Origin of the sequence: Gemmatirosa kalamazoonensis (assembly GCF_000522985.1) — a bacterium.
GTDB lineage: Bacteria > Gemmatimonadota > Gemmatimonadetes > Gemmatimonadales > Gemmatimonadaceae > Gemmatirosa > Gemmatirosa kalamazoonensis.
Genome location: NZ_CP007128.1, coordinates 218,544 through 244,187 on the forward strand (window position 1 = coordinate 218,544; position 25,644 = coordinate 244,187).

The 25,644-nt window shown below is 74.0% G+C and carries 21 protein-coding genes; 12 read left to right on the forward strand and 9 right to left on the reverse strand.

The features are described 5' to 3' along the window. Positions 1-60: 60 nt before the first annotated feature. From J421_RS01145 to J421_RS01165, 4 genes are read left to right on the forward strand one after another with little or no spacing between them, the layout of a single operon-like run. On the forward strand, positions 61-393 hold the full coding sequence (locus tag J421_RS01145) for a PadR family transcriptional regulator (protein WP_025409322.1): 333 nt from the start codon (positions 61-63) through the stop codon (positions 391-393). A gap of 13 nt (positions 394-406) precedes the next feature. Next, on the forward strand, positions 407-2,284 hold the full coding sequence (locus tag J421_RS01150; RefSeq protein WP_025409323.1) for an ABC transporter permease: 1,878 nt from the start codon (positions 407-409) through the stop codon (positions 2,282-2,284). Further along, positions 2,185-3,117: an FtsX-like permease family protein gene (locus J421_RS33415; protein WP_236646330.1), complete on the forward strand. Its 933-nt coding sequence runs from the start codon at positions 2,185-2,187 to the stop codon at positions 3,115-3,117. Before J421_RS01150 ends, J421_RS33415 begins: the two co-directional genes overlap by 100 nt. A 32-nt stretch (positions 3,118-3,149) precedes the next feature. Continuing rightward, positions 3,150-4,274, forward strand: a complete 1,125-nt coding sequence (locus J421_RS01165) for a Kelch repeat-containing protein (protein ID WP_025409325.1) — start codon at positions 3,150-3,152, stop codon at positions 4,272-4,274. Positions 4,275-4,647: 373 nt separating this feature from the next. Here the strand turns inward: J421_RS01165 and J421_RS01170 are convergent, their stop codons facing one another. Next, positions 4,648-5,946 (reverse strand): EAL and HDOD domain-containing protein, encoded by a 1,299-nt coding sequence (locus J421_RS01170; protein ID WP_158508621.1) that lies wholly within the window; start codon positions 5,944-5,946, stop codon positions 4,648-4,650. A 170-nt stretch (positions 5,947-6,116) separates the two neighbouring features. Between J421_RS01170 and J421_RS01175 the strand changes: the two genes are divergently transcribed. The 3 genes from J421_RS01175 to J421_RS01185 all read left to right on the forward strand — a co-directional run bounded on the left by J421_RS01175 (position 6,117) and on the right by J421_RS01185 (position 9,724). Next, positions 6,117-7,076 carry a hypothetical protein gene (locus J421_RS01175; RefSeq protein WP_025409327.1) on the forward strand — a complete coding sequence of 320 codons (960 nt, stop codon included), beginning with the start codon at positions 6,117-6,119 and terminating at the stop codon, positions 7,074-7,076. 141 nt (positions 7,077-7,217) lie between these two features. Then, a complete protein-coding gene (locus tag J421_RS01180; protein ID WP_104022104.1) occupies positions 7,218-7,973 on the forward strand; it encodes an ABC transporter ATP-binding protein in 756 nt (251 codons plus the stop codon). A 131-nt stretch (positions 7,974-8,104) separates the two neighbouring features. Further along, positions 8,105-9,724: a hypothetical protein gene (locus J421_RS01185; RefSeq protein ID WP_025409329.1), complete on the forward strand. Its 1,620-nt coding sequence runs from the start codon at positions 8,105-8,107 to the stop codon at positions 9,722-9,724. Positions 9,725-9,782: 58 nt separating this feature from the next. Here the strand turns inward: J421_RS01185 and J421_RS31915 are convergent, their stop codons facing one another. Beyond that, on the reverse strand, positions 9,783-9,995 hold the full coding sequence (locus J421_RS31915; protein ID WP_025409330.1) for a CsbD family protein: 213 nt from the start codon (positions 9,993-9,995) through the stop codon (positions 9,783-9,785). Positions 9,996-10,170: 175 nt separating this feature from the next. Here J421_RS31915 and J421_RS01195 point away from each other — a divergent pair, with 175 nt between their 5' ends. Continuing rightward, positions 10,171-10,815, forward strand: coding sequence for a hypothetical protein (locus tag J421_RS01195; RefSeq protein ID WP_025409331.1), 645 nt, complete (start codon positions 10,171-10,173; stop codon positions 10,813-10,815). Positions 10,816-10,867: 52 nt separating this feature from the next. Here the strand turns inward: J421_RS01195 and J421_RS01200 are convergent, their stop codons facing one another. The 6 genes from J421_RS01200 to J421_RS01225 form a co-directional block, all read right to left on the reverse strand. Next, on the reverse strand, positions 10,868-11,101 hold the full coding sequence (locus J421_RS01200) for a hypothetical protein (RefSeq protein WP_148306096.1): 234 nt from the start codon (positions 11,099-11,101) through the stop codon (positions 10,868-10,870). 189 nt (positions 11,102-11,290) lie between these two features. Then, positions 11,291-13,882, reverse strand: a complete 2,592-nt coding sequence (locus J421_RS01205) for a DUF5916 domain-containing protein (RefSeq protein WP_148306097.1) — start codon at positions 13,880-13,882, stop codon at positions 11,291-11,293. A 121-nt stretch (positions 13,883-14,003) separates the two neighbouring features. After that, a complete protein-coding gene (locus tag J421_RS01210; protein ID WP_025409334.1) occupies positions 14,004-15,371 on the reverse strand; it encodes an amidohydrolase family protein in 1,368 nt (455 codons plus the stop codon). Between the two features lie 90 nt (positions 15,372-15,461). Further along, the gene (locus J421_RS01215; RefSeq protein ID WP_025409335.1) at positions 15,462-16,280 is read right to left on the reverse strand and encodes a HEAT repeat domain-containing protein; all 819 of its coding nucleotides are present in this window, start codon (positions 16,278-16,280) and stop codon (positions 15,462-15,464) included. Between the two features lie 60 nt (positions 16,281-16,340). Beyond that, the gene (locus J421_RS01220; protein WP_025409336.1) at positions 16,341-18,905 is read right to left on the reverse strand and encodes a HEAT repeat domain-containing protein; all 2,565 of its coding nucleotides are present in this window, start codon (positions 18,903-18,905) and stop codon (positions 16,341-16,343) included. A gap of 1 nt (position 18,906) precedes the next feature. After that, positions 18,907-19,299 carry a BlaI/MecI/CopY family transcriptional regulator gene (locus tag J421_RS01225; protein ID WP_025409337.1) on the reverse strand — a complete coding sequence of 131 codons (393 nt, stop codon included), beginning with the start codon at positions 19,297-19,299 and terminating at the stop codon, positions 18,907-18,909. Between the two features lie 229 nt (positions 19,300-19,528). Between J421_RS01225 and J421_RS01230 the strand changes: the two genes are divergently transcribed. Together J421_RS01230 and J421_RS01235 are read left to right on the forward strand one after the other, a co-directional pair. Next, the gene (locus J421_RS01230) at positions 19,529-19,978 is read left to right on the forward strand and encodes a hypothetical protein (RefSeq protein WP_025409338.1); all 450 of its coding nucleotides are present in this window, start codon (positions 19,529-19,531) and stop codon (positions 19,976-19,978) included. 166 nt (positions 19,979-20,144) lie between these two features. After that, positions 20,145-20,903, forward strand: coding sequence for an energy transducer TonB (locus J421_RS01235; RefSeq protein WP_104022106.1), 759 nt, complete (start codon positions 20,145-20,147; stop codon positions 20,901-20,903). Between the two features lie 12 nt (positions 20,904-20,915). Here J421_RS01235 and J421_RS01240 read toward each other — a convergent pair whose 3' ends face one another. Then, positions 20,916-22,019, reverse strand: coding sequence for a TonB family protein (locus tag J421_RS01240; protein WP_025409340.1), 1,104 nt, complete (start codon positions 22,017-22,019; stop codon positions 20,916-20,918). Positions 22,020-22,193: 174 nt separating this feature from the next. On the opposite strand from J421_RS01240, the gene J421_RS01245 reads away from it, so the two are divergent. Both J421_RS01245 and J421_RS33775 read left to right on the forward strand, forming a co-directional pair. Beyond that, positions 22,194-24,644 carry a serine/threonine-protein kinase gene (locus J421_RS01245; protein ID WP_025409341.1) on the forward strand — a complete coding sequence of 817 codons (2,451 nt, stop codon included), beginning with the start codon at positions 22,194-22,196 and terminating at the stop codon, positions 24,642-24,644. Continuing rightward, entirely contained in the window at positions 24,641-25,639 is a 999-nt protein-coding gene (locus J421_RS33775) for a tetratricopeptide repeat protein (RefSeq protein WP_236646332.1), read from the forward strand. Before J421_RS01245 ends, J421_RS33775 begins: the two co-directional genes overlap by 4 nt. The last annotated feature ends 5 nt before the right edge of the window (positions 25,640-25,644 follow it).

A 25,644-nucleotide genomic window follows, 5' to 3' on the forward strand; every position in this document is an offset into this window, starting at 1 on the left:
TATTGACATTCTATACGAGCGCACTACCTTCTCGTATAGCCATTCGATAGGAGAAGGCGCGTGCCGCCGAAGAACCAGGCCCTCCTCCAGGGCACCCTCGACCTCCTGATCCTCAAGGCCCTCGCGCTCGAGGATCTCCACGGCCTCGGCGTCGCGCGCCGCGTCGAGCAGCTCACCGGCGGCACGTTCCAGGTCAAGCCGGGATCGCTCTTCCCCGCCCTCCACCGCATGGAGGAAGCCGGCTGGCTCGCGTCCGTGTGGGGCGAGTCCGAGAACAACCGCCGCGCGAAGTTCTATCGCCTGACGCCGGCCGGACGGAAGCAGCTCGCGCGCGAGACCGCGCAGTGGAACGCCATCGCCGTCGCCATCGCGTCGGCCCTCGAGGCCACCTGAGCGACGCGCCGCTATGCGCCCCCTCGCTCGCCTCCGCAGCCTCTGGCGCGACCTCGCCGACCGCGACCTCGTCGAGCACGAGCTCGACGCGGAGCTCGAGGCCTACGTCGAGCTGCTCGCCGCGGAGAAGGCGCGCGCCGGGCTCGCCCCGGATGCCGCGCGGCGCGCCGCGCGCGAGGAGCTCGGCGGCGCCGAGCGCGTGAAGGAGCGCGTCCGCGCGGCGCGCGTGGACCGCTGGATATACACCGCGCTCCCCGACGCGCGGTGGGCGCTGCGCACGATGCGGCGCGCGCCGCTGTTCACCGCCGTCGCCGTCGTCACGCTCGCCATCGGCATCGGCGGCACGGCCGGCGTGTTCGCCGTCGCCGATGCGGCGCTGCTGCGCCCGCCGGCCGGCGTGCGCGACCCGGCGCGACTCGTCACGCTGGAGCGCGTGCAGTTCGGCGACACGTACCTCAGCCTCGCCTATCCCGACTTCGCCGACGTGCGCGACGCCGCGCGCGCGATCGACGGCCTCGCCGCGCACACGTACGCGCCGCTCGCGTTCCGCGGCCCGGATGCGCGCCGCGCCGCCGAGCGCATCGCAGGCGACGTCGTCACCGCCGACTACTTCCGCGTGCTCGGCGCACGCGCCGCGTTAGGCCGTCTGCTCGGCCCCGCCGACGATGCACCCGACGCGGCGCCGGCCGTGGTGCTCGCGCACGGCTTCTGGCGCCGCACGCTCGGTGCCGACCCGCGCGTCGTCGGCGCCGCGGTCACGGTGAACGGGCGGCCGTTCACCGTCGTCGGCGTCGCGGCGCCGGGATTCGTCGGCGTCGCGCCCGACACGCCGTTGGACGCGTGGCTCCCCATGAGCGCGCTCCGCATCGCCGCGCCGCGCTTCTCGAGCGACATCCTGCAGGACCGTTCGGCGGGGTGGCTCGGCGTGTTCGGCCGGCTGCGCGACGGCGCCGCGCCGGCGCGCGTGGACGCGGAGCTCGGCGCCATCGCCGCGCGCGTCGCGGCCGAGCATCCGACGACGAACGCCGGACGGACGCTGCGCGCGCTGCGCGGCGTGGGACTGTCGCCCGACGATCGGGCCGAGGTCGCGAGCGTGCTCGCGCTGCTCGGCGGTGCGGTCGGGCTGCTGCTGCTCGCCACGTGCGTGAACGTCGCGGGGCTCGTGCTCGCGCGCTCGGCGGCGCGCCGCCGCGAGGTCGCCATGCGGCTCGCGTTAGGCGCCACGCGCGTGCGGCTGCTCCGGCAGATCCTCACCGAGGGCGTGATGCTCGCGCTGCTCGCCGCCGGGCCCGCGGTGCTCGTCGCGTGGCTCGTGGCGCGCGTCGCGACTCGGCTGCAGCCCGAGGTCTCCACGCTCCGCGCGCTCGACGTCGCGCCCGACTGGCGCGTGCTGCTGTTCGCGCTCGGCACCGCCGCGCTCTCCGGGCTGCTGCTCGCGCTCGTGCCCGCGCTTCGCGTGTCGCGCACCGCGCCGGCCGGCGTGCTCGCCGACGCGTCGCCGCGCGCCGGCGGACGTCGCACGCAGCTGCAGCGCGGGCTCGTCGCCGCGCAGGTCGCGGTGTCGGTCGTGCTGCTCGTCGCCACCGGTGTGACGTTGGGCGCCGTGCGCGACACGCTCGCCGCGGGCCCGGGGTTCGATCCCGACGCGCTCGCCGTCGCGTCGGTGGACCTCGGCATGCGCGGCTACGACCGCGCGCGCGGCGAGCAGGTGTACCGCGCGCTGCTCGACCGGCTCGCCGCGCTTCCGGGAGCGCGCGGCGCCACGCTGGCGAAGACGATGCCGCCGCGCGACTGGAGCGACGGCGTGTCGCTGTTCCTGCCCGGACAGGAGCCGCCGCGCGACGTGCTGCGCGCGCGCGCGAGCGCGAGCTCGGGCTCCGCGTGCGCATGAACCGCGTGGGCCCGGGCTTCTTCGGCACGTTAGGCATCCCGCTGCTCCGCGGGCGCGACTTCACCGCGCGCGACGACTCCAGCGGCGCGCTCGTCGCCGTCGTGAGCGCGCGCCTCGCCCGCGCGCTGTGGCCCGGCGCCGATCCGCTCGGGCGCCGCATCGTGTGGCCCGACCCATGGGGCGAGCCGCGCCCCGCGATGACGGTCGTCGGCGTCGCGGCCGACATCCGCTATCTCTCGCTCACCGACGAGCCGCCGCTGCTGCTCTACGTGCCGATGCTGCAGGCGTACGATGCCCGCGCCACGGTCGCCGTGCGCAGCGCCGGCGACGGCCGGGCCGCGGTGGCCGCCGTCGCGCGCGTCGTGCACGAGCTGGATCCCGATCTGCCGGTCGTCGCCGCGCACACCATGCGCGAGCAGATGGCCGGTACGCTCTGGCGGCAGCGCACCGCCGCCGTGTGGGTGAGCGCGTTCGGCGTGCTCGCCGTGCTGCTTGCCGCGCTCGGTCTGTACGGCGTCGCGGCGCAAGGCGTGGAGCAGCGGCGCCGCGAGCACAGCGTGCGCCTCGCGCTCGGCGCGTCCCCGCGGCGCATCACCGGCAACGTCGTCGCCGAAGGGCTCGCGCTCGCCGGGGCGGGACTCATCGTCGGCATTCCGGCCGCGGTCACCGCGGCGGCGGTCGTGCGCGCCACCGTCGCCGGCGCGACGGGCGCCGGCGCCGCGCTGCCGTTAGGCGCCGCGCTGCTGCTGCTCGCCGTCACGCTCGTCGCGTGCGCGCTCCCGGCGCGCCGCGCCTCGCGCGCGAATCCCGCGGACGCTCTGCGCGCGGAGTGACGCGCTGGCTTCATCGACCGGAGGGCCGTGCCATGTCCATCGTTCGCACGCTCACGCTCGCCGCCGCTACCCTGCTCGCGACCGCGGCCCACGATGCCACCTCGCCCGGCAGCGTGCGCGCGCTCGGCCGCATGCGCATCGCGCGCGCGAGCCACACCGCCACCGCACTCCCCGACGGCCGCGTGCTCGTGACCGGCGGCTTCGGCGGGAGCGGCGCCGAGGGCATCGCGTTCGCGAGCACAGAGATCTTCGACCCCGCTACCGGCGCGTTCGTCGACGGACCCGCGCTCGGCGTCGCGCGCTCGGGGCACTCCGCCACGGCGCTCCGCGACGGACGCGTGCTCGTCGTGGGTGGCTGGAGCGGACGGTATCGCGTGACCTCGGCGGCGGAGATCTTCGACCCGCGCACGGGCCGCTTCGCGCCCGCCGGCGCGCTCGTCGTCGGGCGCGCCGACCACGCGGCGACGCTGCTCGCCGACGGCCGCGTGCTCGTCACCGGCGGCTACGACGCCGACATGCGCCCGATCGCATCGGCGGAGATCTACGATCCGGCGACGAACCGCTTCGCGCCGACGCACGACATGGCGTTCGCGCGCGGCGCGCACTCCGCCACGCTGCTCGAGGACGGCCGCGTGCTCGTCGTGGGCGGCGGCGGCGCGGGCCGCTACCCGAACCGCGTGATGCAGGGCGAGGCCGAGCTGTTCGACCCCGCGCACGGCACGTTCGCGTCCACGGGGCACCTGCTCGCGCCGCGCTACAAGCACGCCGCCGTGCGCCTCGTCGACGGCACCGTGCTCGTCGTCGGCGGATCGGACGGCCGCGACTGGCGCGGCATGATCGCCGAGGCGGAGCGCTACGAGCCCACGTCGGGCCGCTTCGTCGCCGCGGGTCGCACGACGCTGGAGCGGTTCAAGCTCCCCGACGCCGTCGCGCGTCTCGCCGACGGCCGCGTGCTGATCGCCGGCGGCGGCGACCGCGCCGAGGTCTACGACCCCGCGACCCGCACGTTCGCGCTCGCCGCCGGATCGTTAGGCGCCGCCCGCTTCTTCGCCACCGCCACGCCGCTGCGCGACGGCCGCGTGCTGGTGGCGGGCGGCTACGCGGAGGAACGGGGTGGGCTGCCCGCTACGGCGCAGACGTTCGTGTTTCAGCCCTGATACGGCGGGACGAGTGACGGACACCTGACTGCGGGACGACTGACGGCGGGACGACGAACGGCGGGACGACGAACGGCGGGACGACGAACGGCGGGATGCCTAACGGCGGGATCGGGATGCGGTGGCCGGGATCCGGCCCGCGTCGGATCGGTACCGCGCTGCGACCGCCGGCGCGGAACTATGGGCGAAGGGGGGGGAGCCCCCCCTGGTAACTACGATCCCGCGCGCGCGCGATCCCGCCGTGGGCCGTCCCGCCGTGGATCGTCCCGCCGTAGATCGTCCCGCCGTAGATCGTCCCGCCGTAGATCGTCCCGCCGTAGATCGTCCCGCCGTTCGTCGTCCCGCCGTCGGGCGTCCCGCAGTTAGGCGCCAGTTAGGCCGCCCCGATCCGCTCGCCCGCCCACGCCAGCGCTTCCGTGTAGGCCTTCGACACGTCGCCCGCGCCGATCCCCACGGCGGCCGCCGCGTCCTGCACCGCCTGCCAGTCGCCGCGCTCCTGCGCTTCCACCAGCGCGAGCGTCGGCGCGTACGGCCCGGAGCGCGACAGCAGCACCGCGCGCACCTCCGGCGCGATCGCCATGCGCGACAGGATCCCCTCCATCGGCATGCGCAGCAGCACGTCGAGCAGCGAGAACAGCCCGACGAGGAACATCGGCCCCATCGCCTGCGCGCGCTCGGTGCGCTGCGCGATCAGCTCGCACAGCCGCGCGCGCACGAGCGCCGCGAGCACCAGCTCCCCGGCGATCCCGCTCGACGACGCCACCGACGAGATGAGCAGCAGCGACAGCCAGCGGTGCAGGACCTTCCGGCCCACCATGCGAAGCGCGAAGCCGATCGACTGCACGTCGCGGCCGCCGAACGCCGCGGAGTTCGCGATGCGCAGCAGCTTGTACGACAGCGACGGGTCGGAGCGGAAGCCGTCCTCGATCTCGGTGTCCGTCGCCGTCGGGTTGTCGAGCATCGACAGCAGCCGCAGCATCGTCGTGTGCTCCACCGACAGCTCGCGGTGCGACACGATCTGCGGGCGGCTGTAGTAGTAGCCCTGGAACAGCGTGAAGCCGAGCCGCCGGCACATGTCGCGCACCTCGGCCGACTCCACGCGCTCGGCCAGCAGCCGCACGCCGTGCGGCAGTAGCTCGCGCGCGACCTGCTTCAGCTCCTCCTCCGGGCGATTCAGCACGTCGATCTTCACGATCTTCGCCATGCGGAGCAGCGGCTCGTAGCCCGGCGCGTTCACGAAGTCGTCGAGCGCGAGCGGATAGCCCGAGCGCACGATCCGGCGGCACGCCTCCACCACCTCGTCGTCCGGCTCCACCGTCTCGAGCAGCTCGACCACGATCGTCGTCGGGTCGAACAGCTCGTACAGGTTCCGCATCAGGAAGTCGCGGGTCATGTTCACGAACGCGAGCGTGCCGTTCGTGAGCGGGTTCAGCCCGATGCTGAGGACCGCGTGCAGCACCGTGTCGGTGCACATCTGGTCCGCGCTGACGCCGTTCGCGAAGTTCTGCTGCGTGCCGCTCCGGTAGAGCAGCTCGTACGCGAACAGGCGATCGTGCTCGTCGAAGATCGGCTGCCGCGCGACGAACACGTCGCGGATCGCCGTGGCGTCCACGGCCTCGGCGGCCGGCGACGGAGATGGGGCGGCCGACTCGCGGCGACGGAGGAGGGGCATGATGCCCATTGGACGACCGAGTCGCCGCCCGGATACGTCCGCCGAACGGGCCGTCGGAACCGCGCGCGCGCCGGTGGGTACTGCCGCATCGGCGGGTCGCTGCAGTGCGCCCTGGCGGCGCACGCCGCCCCGTTGTAACGAGTGACTCGTCCCCCTTCGGGAGCCTGCCTTTGATCCCCCGCATACGCCCGCCGCTCGTCGGCGCGCTCGCCCTGCTGGCCGCCGCCGCGTGCGCCCGCCAGGACGCCGCGCCCGCCGACAGCGCGCTCTCGCGCGACCTCACGCTCGCCGCCGACGCCGGGCGCGCGACGCGCACGGATAGTCTCCCGCTGCCGAACGCGGACACCGCGGTCGCCCTGCGGCTGCCCGCCGCGCGCCCCGTCGCCGCGACCCCGTCGCCCGCGCCGACGCCGCCGACGCCGCAGGCCGCGCCCACGCCGCGCCGCGTCGCTGCGGAGCCCACGTCCCGGCCGGCCGCACCGCCGCCGAGCCCGGAGCCCGTCGCCACCGCTCCCGCCGCCGTCGCCGCGTCGCACGACTCGGCGCCCGTGCCGGCTCCGATGCCCACCCCGATGCACGGCCCGGCGCCCGCCGCCGTCGGCCACACGTTCGCCGCCGGCACGGCGATGGTGCTCTCGACGACGCAGCCGATCTGCAGCACGACGAACAAGGCCGGCGACAAGTTCGTCGCGACGCTGCGCGAGCCCGTCGCCGCCGCCGACGGCGGCACCCTCCCCGCCGGCACCGACGTCGTCCTCGAGCTCTCCTCCATCATCCGCGGCCCCTATGATCACGGCCGCGTGGAGCTCGCCGCGCGCAGCATCGCCATCGAGGGCTACCTCCGCCCGATCGTCGCCGAGGTCGCGTGGGTGGACGGGGTGCTCGAGAGGAAGCCCCTGAAGGGCCCCCCGGGGAGCCGCAGCGACGCGAGCAAGGTCGGCAAGGGCGCCATGACCGGCGCGATCCTCGGCCGCGTGTTCGGTGGCAAGGGCGCCAAGGGCACCGTCATCGGCGCCGCCGCAGGCGCCGCGGCCGGCGCGGCCGGCGCGCGCTCCGACACCCAGTACGAGGGGTGCCTGCCGAAGGGCGCGGAAGTGAAGATGCGGCTCACGGGGCCGCTCGCCATCTGACCGGAACGGCGGCGCTGCTACGGCGGCGCTGAAACCTCGGCGCTGGAAAGGCGGCGCTGATACCGCGCGTGTCCAGCGCCGCCGTATCAGCGCCGCCTTTTCAGCGCCGAGGTTTCAGCGCCGCCTCACCATATTTGGTGGATGCTCAACGTCCACGAGCTCCGGAAGAGCTACGACGGCCTCGTCGCCGTGCGCGCGCTCACGTTCGCCGTGCCGCCGGGCGAGGTGCTCGGCCTCGTCGGACCGAACGGAGCCGGCAAGACGACGACGCTGCGCTGCCTCGCCGGCATCCTCCGCCCCTCCGCCGGACGCGTCGAGGTGGCGGGGATCGACCTCGCGGTGGACCCGGTCGCGGCCAAGCGGCGGCTCGCGTTCGTGCCCGACGAGCCGCACCTGTTCGACTACCTCACCGTCGAGGAGCACCTCCGCTTCGTCGCGCGGCTCTACCACGTCGCCGACGCGGAGCAGAAGGCGGCGCCGCTGCTCGAGGAGCTGGAGCTCACCGCGAAGCGGCGCGCGCTCCCCGACGAGCTGTCGCGCGGCATGAAGCAGAAGCTCGCCATCGCCTGCGCGCTGCTGCACGACCCGCAGGTCCTCCTGCTCGACGAGCCGCTCACCGGGCTCGATCCGGTCGGCATCCGCCGCATGAAGGCGACGATCGCCGCCCGCGCGCGCGCCGGCGCCGCCGTCGTGCTCAGCTCCCACCTGCTGCACCTCGTCGAGCAGCTGTGCACCCGGCTCCTCGTCGTCCGGCAGGGGCGCATGGTGGCGTACGGCACGATCGACGAGATCGTGGCCGAGCGTCCGGCGCTCGCCGGGCTCCCCATCGAGGAGCTGTTCGTCGCGCTCACCGAGGGCGAGGCCCCGCCGCCGCCCCCGCTCGGAGCCCCGGTCTGACGCGACCCGCCGGGCCGCTCGCCGCCCTCGTCTACCTCGCCGGCGCGTCGTTCCGCAACCGGCTGCGACGCCAGCTCCGGCGCCTGCGCTCGCCGCGCCACGCCATCGCACTCGTCGCCGGCGGCGTCTACATGTGGTGGTTCCTCGTGCGCCCCGCGCACCAGGGCGGCGCCGCCGCGGTGCTCGGCGAGGCCACCGTCGTGCGCGTGGCGGCGTTCGGCCTCGCGTTCCTCGTCGCGAAGTGGTGGGTCGCCGGCGCGAACGAGCGCGCGCTCGCGTTCACGCCGGCCGAGATCCACGTCCTGTTCGCGGCCCCGCTCACCCGCCGCGCGCTCGTCGGCGCGAAGCTGCTCCGCGCGCAGCTCATCGTGCTCGTGAACACCATCGTCTGGTCGGTGATCCTGCGCGGCGAGGGGATGCACCTCGCGGCGTGGCGGCGCGCGCTCGGCCTGTGGGTGCTGTTCTCCGTGCTCTACCTCCACCGCCTCGGCGCGGCGCTCAGCACGGCCAGCGTGGTGAAGCACGGCGCCGCGGGACGGCGGCGGCAGGCCGTGCCGATCGTCGTCGTCGCGCTCGGGGCCGCGGCGCTCGGCTGGACGCTGCTGCGCGCCGCGCCGATGCTCGATCGCGCCTGGTCGTCGGGCCCGACCGCGCTGCTCGGCGCGCTCATGCGCGAGCTCGAGGCCGAGCCCGCGCGCACGGTGCTCTCCCCGTTCCGCGCGCTGCTGACGCCCGCCCTCGCCGTGAGCGCCGGGGAGTGGCTCCGGGCGATCGGCCCCGCGCTCGTCCTGCTCGCGCTGCACGCGCTGTGGGTGCTGCGCACCGACGTCGCGTTCGAGGACGCCGCGGTCGAAGCGTCGGAGCGGGTCGCCGCGCGCCGGGCGTCGCGCGCCCGCGGCACGCCGGGCATCGATCACGACCGGCCGGGCGACGACTTCACCACCGACGCCGGCACCGGGATCCTGCGGCGACGCTCCATCCCGCTCGCCCCGACCGGGGCACCCGCGGTCGCGATCCTCTGGAAGAACGCCGTCGCCGCCCTCCGCGCCGGCTTCCTCCTTCGCCAGCTCGGCCTGCTCGGCGCGTTGGCCGCCGCCGCGCTCCTCCTCGCCATGCGCGACGAGCGGATCGCCGAGGTAGCGCTCGTCGTGGCGGGCGTGTGGGGCGGCCTGCTCGTGATCGCCGGACCGATGTGGATCCGGTTCGACCTCCGTCAGGACCTGCCGAACCTCGCGGTGCTCCGCGCCTGGCCGCTGAGCGGCCGCGAGATCGTGGCCGCCCAGATCGCGTCCTCGACGGCGGCACTGACCGTGTTCCAGCTCGCGCTGCTCGTCGGGCTGCTCGCGGTGAGCTTCCTCGGCCGCATCGTGCCGATGTCGGCGAGCGACCGTCTCGCGCTCGCCGCGGCGGCGGCGCTCGCGCTGCCGGGGGTGAACGCGGCCGGGCTCACGGTCCAGAACGGCGCCGCCCTGCTCTTCCCCGGCTGGGTGCGACTCGGCGCCGGCGCGCGCGGCGTGGAAGCGATGGGACAGAGCATCCTGTCCGTGGCCGCCTCGTTCGCGATCCTCTGCCTCCTGCTCGCCCTCCCCGCGGCGCTCGCCACCGGCGTCGTGTGGGCGCTCCGCGGCACGTGGAGCATCTGGACCTTCGCCCCGGCCGCCCTCCTCGGCACCGTCGCCGTCGCGGCCGAGCTGCTACCGCTGCTGTCGTGGCTGGGACGGGTGTTCGAGCGGACGGAGACGATCAACTGACGTGCTGCGTGGCTGCGTGAAGTCAGTTCACGCAGCCACGCCGCCACGCAGCCACGCCTTACTGGTCCAGCTTCCGCTCCACCTTGCCGAGCGTGTCCTTCGCCTTGCCCTTCAGCTGATCGGCCTTCCCTTCGGCCTGCAGCGAGCTGTCGCCGGTGAGCCCGCCGACGGCGTCCTTCAGGTGTCCCTTCATGTGGTCGGCCTTGCCCTCGACCGAGTTCTCGACGCCGCGCTCCTGAAGCGTGCGGTCGTCGCGGATGTCATCGCGCATGGGTGGTCCTCCAGTGGGTGTGTCGGGCGCTGGTCCCTCGCAGCGCCGTGTTTGTGCACAGCGTGTACTAGGCAAGCCGAGGGCCCGTTCGGGGCTCCGCCGCCACGTGGTCGTGGGTATCTTTGCGCCAGGCACCCGCGACGAGCGGACCGACGTTTTCCGGAGGAACGACCACATGCGGGACGACGCGTACGATCCCTACGCGGACGATGACGGCGACGACGAGGCGTTCGGCGGGGGAGAGCACGAGGGCGAGGGGGAGGCCGAGGGCGAGGCGGAGGGAGAGCCGCGTCCCGCGGTGTTCGTCACCACGGCCCAGCCCGTCCCCGTGCGCGTCGACCGGCTCACCGACGAGCGCGCGCCGGAGGGGATGGCGCTCGGCGCCTTCATCGGCGATCGGCTGATCGCCCGCAGCGCGATGGACGCCGAGTCGATCGAGCGCCTGCTCTCGCTCGGCCTGTTCGACGAGCCCGTGCCGCTCGGGCTGTTCGCCTACGAGGAGGAGCCGGGGCTGCAGTGCCGCCTGTTCGCGCTCGTCCGCTCCGACGCCCTGCGCGAGGCGGCCGACGCCGACGAGCCGTGGAAGGCGAGCGTGCCGAGCTTCGAGGACCGGGAGGAGGAAGGCGACGGCGAGGCTGAGGGCGAGGGCCCGCCGATGGAGACGATCCTGCTCGGCCACATCGTCCGTTTCGCCGGCGACCGCAAGCACCCCGACGATCTCGCCGCCGAGGCAGTGGACATCCTCCAGAAGATCCTCACCGGCGGCCCGCTCGCCGACGCGTCGCAGAAGGCGATCGACGATCTGCTCGATTCGCTCTGAGGGCGACGTGAAAACGGCGACCTGTCAGTGACAAGTCGCCGTCGAAAGGCAGTCAGGCCGCGAGCCTCGGGATGCGAGGGTGCCAGCCCGCATCCCCCACCGCGGGGATCACGAAGTCGTAGCGCGCGGGCGGGAATCCCGCGACGCCGATCTCCAGCGTCTCTCCCTCCGTCACGTCGGACTGCTCGGCGATCGCGCTGAGCGCTTCCTGGAAGGACTCGCAGAGCACTGCACCCGCCTCCCGCACGACACCGTTTCGTCCGACCGAGAACTGAAAGCGGGGCATGGTCTCCCTCCTCCCGAAGTCGTCAGCCGCTACTGCCCTGCCCGACCGTATTGCCAGGCGCGTGCCGGGCGATCCGGTCTTCGCGCTGATATACACCGAGCGGCGTCGAAAGAGCCGTGGCGCCCTCACACTTCCATACGCGAAAGCGCGGCGAAATGGATTCGTTGGAGACGATGACGCGCCGCCGCATCAGGGATTCAGCCAGTACGAGAGCTTCACGAGGAACGTGTTGTTCGGGTGGATGCTCCACAGATCGCCGTAGTCGCGGCCGAAGTCGAAGCGCGACGCCGTGTCGACGTAGCCCGAGCGCGCGTGCTGCCACACGACGAACATCGTCGAGCCGGGGCGGTACTCCCACCGCAGCACCGCGTTCGCGTTCACCTGCTTGAAGTCGAAGCCCTCCGGGCCGCCCGGGTACGACGCGAAGCGATCGGCGTAGCGCGCGGCGCGCGGGTTCGTGAGCTGCTTGCGGTCGGAGTAGCTCCCCGTGCTCACGAACGGCGCGACGTACGACTGGAACGACAGCGTCGGCGAGACGGTGAAGTTCACGCGCGCCGACATGTTCACCGTCGTCTGATCGAGGCGCGCGAACGTGTAGTGCGTGGTGTCGGCGCCGATCGCGCCGAGGTTCGCGACCCACTGCGCGTCGTTGATCGAGCGGTCGACGTTCAGCGAGAACGAGGTCGAGAAGCGGCTCGCGAGGCGCAGATCCACGCCCGGGTTCATCCAGAAGTCGCTCGAACGCCCCTCGTCGCCGCGGAAGCCGCCCATCCAGAAGGTCGGCGTCACCACGCGGCGCGAGTCGCCGTTCCACCCCGACCAGAAGTTCACCGACGGCGACTTGCGCACCGCCGGACCGCCGCGCGCCATGCGGTCGCTGTACGTCGCGGTGAAGTCGTTCCAGTTGCCGCCGATGTGGATCCAGTTCGTGTTCTTGAACTGGACGTGGTAGTTCGTGTTCACGCCGATCGACGTCGGCAGTCCGCCCGCGCTCCACTCGTTGTGGAGGTTGTAGTTCATCTGCACGCTGCGGTAGAACCACTTCGGCTTCTGGAACGTGAGCGCGAACCAGTTGTGCATGAGCTGCCAGTCGGCGCGCGACTGGAACCCGAGGTCGTTCGACTCGAACCCGGCCGAGTAGCGCTGGTAGAGCGACTGGAAGCGGGTGTGCCCGCCGCCGAACTTGGACAGCGTGAGGCGCTGCGCGTTGCCGCCTAACGACGTCCGCGTGGTGTCGTAGTCGAGCCCCGCGTCGGGGCGCTGGTAGCGGTGCACGCCGTCGCGCTGCAGCGCCGCGATCGACTGCTCCGAGCCGCGCACCGTGCTTCCCGCCGCCATCGCGTGCAGCTCGTAGTACTTCTTGTAGAAGCGGTGGCGGAAGTCGACGCCGCCGACGTACGCGCTGCGCCGCAGGTACTGCGCGGCCGTCGGATCGAGCGCGCGGTCGACCGCGGTGACCATGACGCCGATGCCGCTCTGTCCCTGCCGCAGATCCTGGAGCAGGCGCCCGACGAAGTAGTTCGTGCGCGGCTCGATGATGGCGCCGTCGGGTCCGTTCTCGCGCCCCGTCACCGCGTCGAGCACGCCGACCGAGAGCCCGCTCCCGAGCCGCCCGGTGAGCTTCGTCGCCGCGGCGATCGGCGTGAACGCGGGGCTCGCGGCGTCGCCGAACTGGCCGGCGAGCTGCGGCGCGCGCCCGATGCGCCGCGAGTAGAACAGCCCCGTGCAGCCGCTGTCGATGTCCTGACACGACGTGCGGAAGTTGAAGATGCCCGCGCCCTCGAGGAAGAACGGCCGCCGCTCGTCGTAGAACTGCTCGAACGCGGAGAGGTTGAGCACCGACGGGTCGGCCTCCACCTGGCCGAAGTCGGGGTTCACCGTCGCGTCGAGCGTGAGGTTCGACGTGAGGCCGTACTTCACGTCGGCGCCCAACGTCGTCTGCTGCGGATGCGTGAAGCCGGCGGCGCCGCCCACACGCGCCTGCGTCACGTTCTTCGCCACGACGTACGGCGCGACCTCGAGCCGCCGCGGCGACGGGAGCGCGGTGAGGCCGTTCAGCTCCCCGGCCTGCGAGATGTAGCCCTGCCGATCGCGCCGGTAGAGCGGCCACGAGATGCGCGCACCGGTGCGCGCGACGTCGCGCACGATCATGAGGCCGAACGTGTGCTCCGGTACCTTCGGGAAGCGGAGCTGGCTGAACGGGATGCGGAACTCGGCCACCCAGCCCGTCGAGTCGACGCGCGCGACGCCGTCCCACACGCCGTCCCACGTCACGTCCTCGTTGTTGTCGTTGTAGACGTAGAAGTCGCGCTTCACGCCGGCCGGGTTGAGGCAGAACTCGAAGCCGGTGCGCCGATCGTGGTAGCTGTCGATCATCAGCTTGATCTGCTCGCTCGCCGTGCGCACGTCGCGCCGGCTCAGCAGCGACACGATGCTGTCGGGCGCGGGATCGAACATGCGCACCACGACGTACAGCGCCTTGTCGTCGTACAGCACGCGCGCCTCGGTCTTGAAGCGCGTCTCGGCTCCGGGGTTGGGATCGTACTCGAGGAACTGGTCGATCACCTGCGCGTCGCGCCACGCGGCGTCGTCGTCCCGTCCATCGATCGTCGGAGCCTGTCGTGCGCGCGCCGCGGAGGCGATGGTGGCACTCGCGCGCGCCGCGACCGGCTCCCCGTTCGCGCTCGACGCGATGGGCGGTGTGCCGCGGTTCGACGCGACCTGCTGTGCGCCGAGCAGCGCGGGAAGCACCAGAGTGATGCACGTCAGACGACGCAGCATGCGATCCACCGAAGGAAGGAGGTCGGGCGGGCGGTGAGCGGCCGCACCTACGGTCGCTCGTCGCGTCACCTTGGACGGCCGCTCGAGCGAAATGGTTTCGTGGGATCTTTGACGTTTTCGTTCACGGCAGCACGCATCCCTGCTTCACGCGCATCGCGACGTCGCGCACCGCGTCGAGGTTCGCGAGCGGGTCGCGGCCGAGCGCGAGGAAGCTCGCCTCGTAGCCGTCGGCGAGCCGCCCGATGCGGCGGCCGGGGAAGATCGTGCGCGGCGTCTCCGTCCACGCACGCAGCAGCGACGGCGTGTCGAGCACACCGAGCCCGCGCAGCGCGTCGAGCTCCTCGCGCGCGGTGTGCCACACCTCGTCGCGCCCGATCGCGATGCGCACGCCATGCTCGGCGAGGCGGCGCAGGTTCTCGCGCTGCACGGCCTGCACGCGCGCGAGATCGTCGGGGTCGGGCGTGACGTCGAGCGTGATCGCGACCGTGGGCACCACCACCACGCCGCGCTCGGCCGCCATGCGCGCGACGTCGTCGCCGATGCGGTACGCGGTCTCCTCGCCGGCGCGGAAGTCGGGGCCGAGCATGTGCGCGATCACGTCGACGCCGTCGCGCACCGCGACCTCGAAGTCGCGAGCCGTCTCGATGTGCGCCGCGACGCGTAGCCCCGCCGCATGTGCGCGCGACACCACCGCGCGCACGACCGCCTCCGAGAGCCCGCGCATGAACCACATGCGCTCCGGCCACGACGGCCGCTGCCCCGACGCGTCGGGCGTGCCGATGATCGTGATCTTGATGAGGTCCGGCTTCGCGGCGAGGATGCGCGGCCACTTCGCCTCCACGTCCGCGACGTCGTCGAGCCGCCAGTACTGGTCGTCCTCGGCGAGACGGCTCCGCCGCACGGTGTCGGCGCGCGCGTCGTAGATCGCGGCCCACGGGTCGCGGTAGCCTAACGCGAGCGCCTCGGCCACCTCGATCCCGTGGCCGTCGGTCGGCGTGAGGATGCCGTTCGCGGCGACGATGTCGATCGCGCACGGCGTGTTGTAGTGGTCGCGCACCGCGGCGAGCTTGCTCGCGCTGTTGCCGAGGATCTGCACGTAGAACGTGCCCTCGCGCACGTACGCGTCGCGCACCGAGTCCATGCGCGCGCGGGCGAAGTACAGATTGTGGCTGTGCGCGTCGCCGAACGGCGGAACGACCCAGCGCCCCGCGAGGTCGATCGTGCTGTCGACGCGCGCGGGTCGCGCCTCGCGCAGGATCCCCTCCACCGCGTAGAACGTGCGCGGCACGAACCGCGCGCCGTCCCACCACCGCCCGTTGACGAGCGCGTACGTCGGTGCGCCGCGATTCACGCGCGCGTACGATGCGGGCGCGGCGAGCGGGCGCGCCTCCATCCGCAGCGGCGGGCGCGCCGACGTCTGCGCCGACGCGGCCGACGTGCACGCGATCGCGGTCGCGATCACCGGGAGCAGTCGGCGGAACCGAGTCATGGGAGGGTTCTCCTGGCCGGGACGGCCGTTCGCGGACGCGCCTCCGGCGAGACGCCGCGAGGCGCCGGGTGTGATCGGGATCGGCGCGGGCTACTTGATCTGCCCGAGCGCCCAGGCGGCGGCCTGCCGCACGAGCGGATCCGCGTCGTCGCGCAGCGCGGCGACGAGCGCGTCCACGGCGGCCGCGTCCTCCAGGCTGCCTAACGCGACCGCGACGGCGCGCCGCACCGCCGCGTCGCGGTCGCGCAGCGCCGCCACGAGCAGCGGCGTCGTACCGGGCACGCGGAGCTGCCCGAGCGCCCACGCCGACGCCGCGCGCACGCCCGCGTCGGCGTCGCGCAGCGCAGCGACGAGCGGGTCGCGCGCCGCCGCCGCGCGACGACGGCCGCCGTACGCGAGCCCGGTCGCCCCGGCGACCCGCGTCGGTGCCGACGCGTCGCGGAGCGCGGCGAGCAGCGCGTCCGTCGCCGCCTGGTCGTCGACGCGGCCGAGCAGCGGCGCGGCGACGCGCCGCACGCAGGCGTCGGCGTCGCCGAGCGCGGCGCGCAGCGACGGCACCGACGACGCGTCGGCGTTCATCGTGACGACATCGTCGACGAGCGACCGCGCCGCGGTGTCGGCGCTCGTCGGATCGCCGCCGCGCCCGTTCCAGTTGCGGCCGGAGACGGTGCGCACCGCGAGCTCGCACGCCACCGGCCCGGTGCCGCGCACCGCGGCGAGCAACGCGTCGACGCGGCGCGGGTCGAGGGCGCCGTTAGGCAGCGCGCCCTCCGCCGTGACGACCGCGGCGCGCGCGCGTGGCGTGCGCGCCAGCACGACGAGGAGCACCGACGCCAGCACCGCTGCGACGGCGAGCGCGCCGGGGGCGAGGCGGGCGCGCCTGCGCCCGCCGGATTGCGGCTCGGACATGTCGGCCTCGAGGAAGGAGTCCCGGAGTCGGCCGGTGTTAGGCAGTCCCTTCGGTCGGCGTCAGCGGCGGCCGAGGGCCGCCACCGCCGCGCGCCGAACTTCCGGATCGGGGTCCTTCAGGAGCGCGACGAGCGCCTCCACGGCGTTCGCCCCGCCGATGTGCGCGAGCGCCTGCACCGCGACGCGCCGCATCTCCGGATCGGTGGAGCGCGCGAGCGTCGCGAGCCCCGTGCTGGCCGCGGGATCCTCGATCTGGCCGAGCGCCCACGCGGACGTCTTGCGGACGTCGCGGTCGTCGTCGGAGAGCGCGGCGACGAGCGCATTCACCGCCGTCGGCGACTCGATCTGCCCGAGCGCCCACGCCGCCTTGCGCCGCACGGTCGCCGACTGGTCCTTCAGCGCCGCGCTGAGCGCGGGCACCGAGCGCGCGTCCTCGATCTGACCGAGCGCCCACGCGGCCATGTCGCGCACGCTCGGCTCCCCGTCCTTCAGCGCGGCGGCGAGCGGCTCGATCGCGTCCTTGCTCTCGATCTGCCCGAGCGCCCACGCGCTCTGCTTGCGCACCTCGGCGTCGGAGTTCGTGAGGCCCGGCGTGAGCAGCGGCACGGCGCGCGGGTCCTCGATCTGCCCGAGCGCCCACACCGCGGTGCGGCGGACGTCGACGCTCTGGTCGCGGAGCGCGGCGCCTAACGCGTCGACGGCGCCCTTGTCCTCGATCTGGCCGAGGGCCCACGCCGCCTGCTTGCGCACCGACGGCGACTGGTCGCCGCGCAGCGCCTCGACGAGCGCCGGCACCGCCTTCGCGTCCTCGAGCTGGCCGAGCGCCCACGCCGCGCTCTCGCGGACGTTCGCGTCGGTGTCGCGGCGGAGCGCCTGCATGAGCGCCTCGACCGCGCGCGGATCCTCCAGCTCGCCGAGCGCGTGCACCGCGGCGCGGCGCACCTGCACGTCGCTGTCGCCGAGCGCGCCGATGAGCGGCACCACGGCGGCGCTCGATCCGGCGCGCGGCTGATTGCCGATGTACATGCGCGGCGGCCGCGGCGTCCGCACCCTCACCTCGTTGCGCAGCCGGAAGCGGCCGTTGCCGTCGTAGATGAACGGCGTCGGGGTCGGCGCGGGCATCGGCTGCGGCGCGACGTGCACGACCGGCGGCTGCGCCGACTGCACCGACTGCGACAGACCGTTCAGGAAGCTCATCGCCGCGCGCGTCAGCGTGTTCGTGACATTGCTCGTGACGCTGCTCGTCTCGTTCGTGACGACGTTCGTGTTCGTGGCCGTGCTCGTGTTGACCGCCACGCTCGACTGCGGCTCGTCGCGCGTCTGGATCGACGCGCTCGTCGATGCGCCGCCCGTACTGGCCGACGCACTCGCCGATGCACTCGCCGACGCGCTGCCCGACGCGCTGGCCGGCGCGCGCGGCGACGTCGAGGTGGACTCGTGCGTCGGCGCCGCGGGCGCATTCTCCTGCGCCGGGCGCGCGGTCGTCGGATCGGCGGGACGCATCGCGGCGAGCGGCGCGACCACGCCGAACGTGGCGGCGATCGTCGCGAGCTTCGCGAGCCGTCCCACGGTGCGGCGCTGCGTGCGCGCATCGAGGATGGCGAGCACGCGTCCCTCGAACTCGCTCGGGCGCGCCATGCCGAACGCGGCGAGCGCCGGCACGCGCGTCGGCCGTGCCGAACGCACGATCGCGAGCAGGTCGCTCACGTACGCCGACGGCTCGGTGCCGTGCTGCAGCACGCAATCGTCGCACGCGTGCTCCGCCTCGCTGCGCAGCGCGCGCACGCCGATCCACACGAGCGGATCGAACCAGCAGAGCGCGAGCACCACGTGCGCGGCGAGCTGCGAGAGCATGTCGAGCCGCCGCACGTGCGCCAGCTCGTGCAGCAGCACCGTGCGCCGACGCTCGAGCGTCCAGTCCTCCGCCTCCACCGGCAGCAGCACGACCGGCACGAGCACGCCCCACGTCACCGGCACCGCGAGCCCGCGGCCGCGCAGCAGCACCACGGGACGGCGCAGCCCCATGTCGTTCGACAGCTGCGTCGCGAGCGTGAGCCACTCGCCGTCGGTCACGCGCTCGGCGCGCCGCGCGATGAGCGTCACGCCTAACGACCCGGCGACCAGCCAGAGCAGCACGAGGCCGGCGCCGACGCTCCAGACGCCTAACAGCAGAACTGCGGGACGACTGACGGCGGGACGATCGACGACGGGATGACTGACGGCGGGACGATCGGCGGCGGGAAGCTCCCCGACGTATTCGTCCCGCGGTGGACGTCCCGCAGTGTTTCGTCCCGCAGGAGTCCGTCCCGCCGTCAGGTCCGCCGGCAAGTCTGCGGGATCACCGACGAGCGGCACCGTGAGCTGCGTCGCACCGGCATCCCGATGCAGGCCGACCGTGAGCGTCCACGCCGGCAGCGCGGGGCGCCAGGCGGGAAGCACGGCGCCCAACAGCGGCGTCGCGAGCTGGGCGAGCAGCGCGGCGAGCCACACCGAGTGCCGCACGGCGGCGGGCTGCCGGCGCAGGAGGCGCGTCGCGAGGAACGCGACGGCGAGGATGACGGCGCCCTTGAACGCGATCGACGTCGCGAGGTCGCCCCACAGCTTCGTCCCGAGGAGTGCCGTCATCTCAGCGTCCCTCCTTCTTCGCCTGCTCGGCGAGTTTGGCGATCCGGTCGAGCTCCTCGTCGGAGAGCTGCGGGCCCTGCAGCTCGAGCAGCGCCGTCACGGCGGACCCGATCGAGCCGTGGAAGAACGTGCGCACCATCTGCTCGAGCGCCGAGTTGCGCGCGTCGTCGGCCGCTACGACCGGCGTGTAGACGTAGCGCGGGCCCTCCTGCGCGTGCTGCACGTATCCCTTCTCCTCCAGGATCTCGAGCAGCTTGCGGGCGGTGGAGTAGCTCGGCGCGTCGGGCAGCTCGGCGAGCACTTCGGCCGCCGTGGCCTGGCCGCGGCGGAAGAGGATCTCCATGATCTGCGACTCCCGGCGGGTGAGCGCGGAGAGCGGCGGCGGGTTCGGCATGAGGGGACAGTCCGGTGCGTGGTGGCGTCCGGCAAGTGCGAAATCCTTCGCACAGTGCGAAAGTATTCGCACCTACGCGGCACGTCAAGAGTGAGTTTCCACGCACCATGACCTCGTCGTGCGGAGGGACCCGAAGAACGAACTCGTGCATGGTCCGCCCCGTGCCGTATGTTGGACAACACTACGTGCCGTTCCGTCGCTGGTGCCGTCTCCGACCCCGGAGGTCCACATGCCGATGCGCCGATCGCTGCCCGCCGCGCTCTCGCTGCTCGCCGCCGCCCTCGTCGCGGCCCGCTCGGCCCACGCCCAGATCGCCGAGGCGGTCGCCGGCCAGCCGAGCGCCGAGCCGCCGAGCCTCGCGATCGTCCTCGAGGCGGGCGCCGACCGGCCGGAGTTCGCGGCGCAACGCGCGGAGACGCGGCTGCAGAACGTGGCGGAGGTCGTCCGTCAGCTCGGCACGCAGGTCACGCGCAGCGACACGACCGCGTTCGGCGTCACGCGCACGTCCGACGTCGAGGGCCTCGGCACGTATCCCCGCCCCGCCTACGTCGCGCGCTACGTGGTGCGCGTGCGGCTGCCGGCCGCCGCGACGCCGACCGACGTGATGTCGGTGTCGGCGGCGCTGTCGCGCGCGGGCGCGGCGTCGGTCTACCTCACGAACCCGCGCCCGGCGCGCTGACGCAGGGATGACTCGCGCCGGCGCGCCGGGGTCTCTTCTGGCGCCGGGTCGCCGGTGACGAGTCGCAGGACCCGGTGACGAACGACCGTCGTCCAACGGGCGAAACCGGGGGACGAATGCTATCGTCTAACGAGTACGGGCGGCCGTCGGCGCCGCCCGCCATCCGATGGCACCCACCGCCATGCGTCCGCTGCAGTTCGCCCCCATCTCGGGCCGACATAGCTCCGCTGCGCGACTGACCTGGTGGATCGCGCCGAGCCTGGGCCTGCACGCGCTGCTCGCCATCGCCTCCGGCGTCAGCCTCCTTCCGCGCGACAAGGCGGACGACCGCCCGGCGCACGAGGTGATCTTCCTCGCTCCGCTGCTGCCGCGGAACGATCCCCCGTCCGACGCGGTGCGCGGCGACGGGCTGCCCGGCGGCGTGCTCGCCTGGCATGGGATCGACCCGGCGCTCCAGCGCGGCGTGGCGGACGCGGTGGGCACGTCGCTCGGCGCCGCGGACGGCGCCGGCCACGCGCTGGCCCGCGCGGTCCGCGACCTCGAGGCGCCTCCCGCCCCCGACTCCACCACGCTCGTCGGCGACGACCACATCTTCCAGGCGGTGGACGTCGACCGCGAGGTGGAGCGCCAGGCCGACGCCGTCGCGCCGCTCTACCCCGAGGCGCTCCGCGTCGCCGGCATCACCGGCGGCGTGACGGTGGAGTTCGTGGTCGACACCGCGGGGCGCATCGAGAACGGGTCGCTCCACGTCATCGGCACGACGCACCCGCTGTTCGCGGCCGCGGTGCGCGAGGCCATCCCGGGGATGCACTTCCGCCCCGCCGTGCGCAGCGGCCGCGTCGTCCGCCAGCAGGTGATCCAGAGCTTCCAGTTCGTGCTCCAGCCGCCGAAGACGGACAAGGACACGCTGCCCGAGCCGATCTGACGGCAACGCTGCCTAACGGCGGCGCGGTTGGGAGACCCGGTAGTCCGCCACCACGTGCACGAGCTGCCTGACCGGCCGACCGTGGTCCCGCGCGGGCACGAACCGCAGGCGCGACGCGGCCCGCAGCGCGGGGTCGGCGAGATCGGTCGACGCGGCGGCGACGATGCCGACGGTGCCGCGCTCCACGGCGCCGGTGCTGTCGACGACGAGCTCCACGAGCACGCGGCCGCCGATCCCCTCGGCGCGCGACGCCGCCGGATAGCCCGGCGCGAACGTGCTGCCGTCGGCGAGCCGCGCCGGCGTGTCGACCTCCGACGCGAGCCGCACGCTCGACGGCTCGGCGACCGTCGCGGGCTCCGGTAGATCGTCGAAGCCGTCGCGCTGGGTCCACAACGCGACGACGCCGCACGACGTCCCCTCGTACGACTGGTACTCGATCGGCAGCCCGGTGGGGAACGGGTAGATCTCGATGCCGGCGAGCGACGACGGCGCGATCGCGTCGACGTCGAAGCGGCCGCCGCCGACGTTCACGCCGTCGAGCCACAGCGACGCGAAGCAGCGACTGCCGCGCAGCCGCACGTACGACGCGCCGTTCGCCGTCTCCACCATCACGCCGGGAAGCGTGCGCAGCGCGGACGACACGCGCGACGGCTTCAGGCGCGCGAGCTCGCCGCGCGTCAGGAAGTCGCCGCGCCGCGCGACCAGCCGCCGGTAGAACGGCGCCGCGTTCCCCGTGAACGCGCCGGTGTCGGGCACCACCGCGGTGACGAGCGGCGGCGCGGCCGGGGCGAGCGTCACTGCGGGCAGCTCGACGCCGCGCCTGGTGCGGGCCACGGTGCCTAACGGCGCGCGCGCGTCGCGCAGGCCGCGCCGGCGCACCACGATCTCGCTCGACGCGGTGTACGGGAGCGCGAACTGGAACGCGCCGGTCGCGTCCGTCGTCGCGGCGATGGCGGAGTCGTCCGGTGCGCGCGCGCCGACGAGCCACACGGTCGCGCCCAGCACCCCCGCACCGTCGGCGGTGCGCACGGTACCGCGCACGGTGGGCTGGGCGCCCGCGGTCGCAGACGCGGACGCGGACGCGGCGACGAGGGTCGCGAGGAGAACGAGGCGCATGGGACGGGAGCGGGGCGTCGGAGGCGCGAGCGGCGACGGGCGGCCGGACGGGCCGCGCCGGAATGGTACCGCGCGGCGCGCCGATGGTGCCCTCTCGCTCGCCCCTAGCGGCGCCGTCGACCGGGTGGAATGCTAGCGCGTCATTCGTGCACCACGGCCCGTCCACCGGATCACATGCTCACACCCGGGATCCAGCTCGGCCCGTACGAGATCCAGGAGACGCTCGGCCAGGGCGGGATGGGCGAGGTGTACCGGGCACGCGATCTCCGCCTCGGCCGCGAGCTCGCGCTCAAGCTGCTGCCGACGCGCGTCGCCGCCGACGAGACGGCGGTCGAGCGGTTCGTGCGCGAGGCCCGCGCCGCCTCGGCGCTGAACCACCCGAACGTCGTCACGATCTACGAGATCGGCGAGGCGGAGCCGGGGCGCTACATCGCGATGGAGCTGGTCGGCGGCACCACGCTGCGGCCGCTCACCGCGCGCCCGCAGCCCGTGGAGCAGGTCGCGCGCATCGGTGCGCAGATCGCGCGCGCGCTGGCCGTGGCCCACGCGGACGGCATCATCCACCGCGACATCAAGCCGGACAACGTGATGCTGCGGCCCGACGGCTACGTGAAGGTGCTCGACTTCGGCATCGCGCGGCTCGTCGCGGCGCAGGACGGACGCGCGACGGGCGCGGAGGCGGCGCCGACGCAGGCGGGCCGCGCCGTCGGCACGGTGCGCTACATGTCGCCGGAGCAGGCGTGCGCCGAGCCGCTCACCGGCGCGACCGACGTGTTCTCGCTCGGCGTGGTGCTGTACGAGCTGGCGACGGGCCGCCACCCGTTCGCGGCCATGCCTAACGCGTCGGACGTGGCCGTGCTCAGCGCGATGCTCACCGGACCGGCGCCGACGGCGACGGCCGCGAACCCCGCGGTGCCGCGCGAGCTGGACGTGCTGCTCGCGCGGATGCTGGAGCGCGAGCCGCGGCAGCGCCCGTCCGCCGCGGAGGTGGAAGCGGCGCTCGCCGGCCTGACGCTCGGCGCCACGCCGGCCGCCGCGCGGCGCGACGCGCCATCGGAGCGGCACACCGTCGGACGCGATGGCGAACGCGCGGCGCTGCGCCAGGCGATGGCCGACGCGGAGCGCGGGCACGGCGCGCTGCTCAGCGTCGCCGGCGAGCCGGGGATCGGCAAGACGACGCTCGTCGAGGCGTTCCTCGCGGAAGTCGCGAGCGCCACGCGGCCGTGTCGCATCGCGCGCGGCCGCTGCTCGGAACGTCTCGCGGGCACCGAGGCGTATCTGCCGATCCTCGAGGCGCTCGACGCGATGCTGCGCGGCGCGGGCGCGTCGACGGTCGCGGCGCTCATGCGACGCCACGCGCCCACGTGGTACCTCCAGCTCGCGCCCGCCGCGGCCGAGGACTCGTCCGAGGGACGCGCGCTGATGAGCGTGCAGGCGAGCTCGCAGGAGCGTCTCAAGCGCGAGCTGGGGACGTTCCTCGACGAGCTGTCGCGCACCTCGCCGGTGGTGCTGTTCCTCGACGATCTGCACTGGGCCGACGCGTCGACGGTCGACGTGCTGGCGTATCTCGCCGCGCGGCTCGACGCGATGCGCCTGCTCATCGTCGTCACGGTGCGGCCCGCGGAGCTGCTGTTGGGCAGGCACCCGTTCGCGCAGCTCAAGCTCGACCTGCAGGCGCGCGGGCTGTGCCACGAGCTCGCGCTGGAGTTCCTGACGGTGGGCGACGTCGAGCAGTACCTGCGCCTGGAGTTCCCGGGGCACGACTTCCCACCCGACTTCGCCGCGCTGATCCACGCGAAGACGGACGGCAGCCCGCTGTTCATGGCGGACCTGCTGCGCTACCTGCGCACGCGCGGCGTCGTCGCGAGCGCCGACGAGCGGTGGACGCTCGCGCGGCCGACGCCCGTCGTCGAGGTCGAGCTGCCGGAGTCGATTCGCGGCATGATCCAGCGGAAGATCGAGCAGCTCGGCGATGACGATCGGCGGCTGCTCACGGCGGCGGGCGTCCAGGGCTACGAGTTCGACTCGGCCATCGTCGCCGCGCTCACGGGCACCGACCCCGCGGACGTCGAGGAGCGGCTGGAGACGCTGGAGCACGTGTACGGGTTCGTGAAGCGCGCGCGCGCGAGCACGAGCTGCCTAACGGCGCGCTCAACGTGCGCTATCGCTTCGTGCACGTGCTCTACCAGAACGCGCTCTACGCGGCGCTCACGCCGTCGCGCCGCGTCTCGCTCAGCGAGCGCGCCGCGCGGGCGCTCGGCGACGCATACGGCGCGCGCAGCGGGGAGATCGCGAGCGATCTCGCCGCACTGTTCGAGGCGGCGCGGGACACGCGCCACGCGGCGGAGCACATGCTCGTCGCCGCGCAGAACGCGGCGCGCGTCTTCGCGAGCCAGGAGGCCGTGGCGCTGTCGCGCCGCGCGCTGCAGCTCCTCGCGCAGCTTCCCGACACGCCGGAGCGCGCCGAGCGCGAGATGCTGCTCCAGAGCGTGCTCGCGACGTCGCTCGCCGCGCTCCAGGGGTCGGCGGCACCGGAAGTCGCCCGGGCCTACGGGCGGGCGCACGCGCTGTGGCAGCAGCTCGGCGAGCGGCCGGAGTTCTTCGGCGTGCTGGGCGGCGTCGTGACGTATAACATCGTCGCCGGAAAGCTCGACGTCGCGCTCTCGATCGGCGAGGAGGCGCTACGGCTCGCCGAGCGCGTCGGCGACCGCGCCATGATCGTCATCGCGCAGGAGGTGCTCGGCATCACGCTGCACCACCTCGGCCGACACCATGCGGCGCTCGCCTGCTTCGAGCGGGGACTCGCGGCCTACGGCATCGAGCTCGCCCCCGCGTTCGTCTCCATCCTCATCGAGCCGGGCGTCGGCATGCGCGCCGAGAAGGCGCGGACGCTGTGGGTGCTCGGCTACCCCGATCAGGCGCTGCGCGAGGTGAACGCGGCGCAGGCACTGGCCGATCGGGTCCCGCATCCGGAGGCCCGCGGCTTCGCGCCGCTGTTCGGCGCGTTCATCCACCAGTTCCGCAACGACGTGCCCAACACGTTCCGGTACGCGGAGACGGTGCTCGCCATCGCGCAGGAGCGGGACATCGTCACGACACGCGCGTGGGGCGCGGTGCTGCACGGGTGGGCCGTCGCGATACGTGGAGACGTGGACGAGGGGATCGCCGAGATCCGCGGCAGCCTCGCGGGGCAGCTCGCCGCGGGCTCGCTCGTCGCGCGGCCGCAGTTCCTCGCCATCCTCGCCGACGCGTGCCTGCATGCAGACCGCGTCGACGACGTGCTCGCCGCGACGGCGGAGGGGCTGGAGTGCTCCGCGAGCACGGCGGACCACTACTGGGACTCGGAGCTGGAGCGGCTGCGCGGCGAGGCGCTGCACGCGCTCGGCGGCGACGCGTCGGAGATCGACGCGTCCTTCGAGCGCGCGCTCGCCGACGCCCGCGCACGCGATGCGAGGTCGCTCGAGCTGCGCGCCGCGACGAGCGCCGCGCGCGTGTGGCTCGCGCGCGGCGACCGTGCGCGCGCGCACGAGCAGCTCGCGCCGGTCTACGCCTGGTTCACCGAGGGATTCGACACGCCCGATCTCGTCGCCGCGCGCCAGCTGCTCGACGCGCTCGGCTGAGCGCC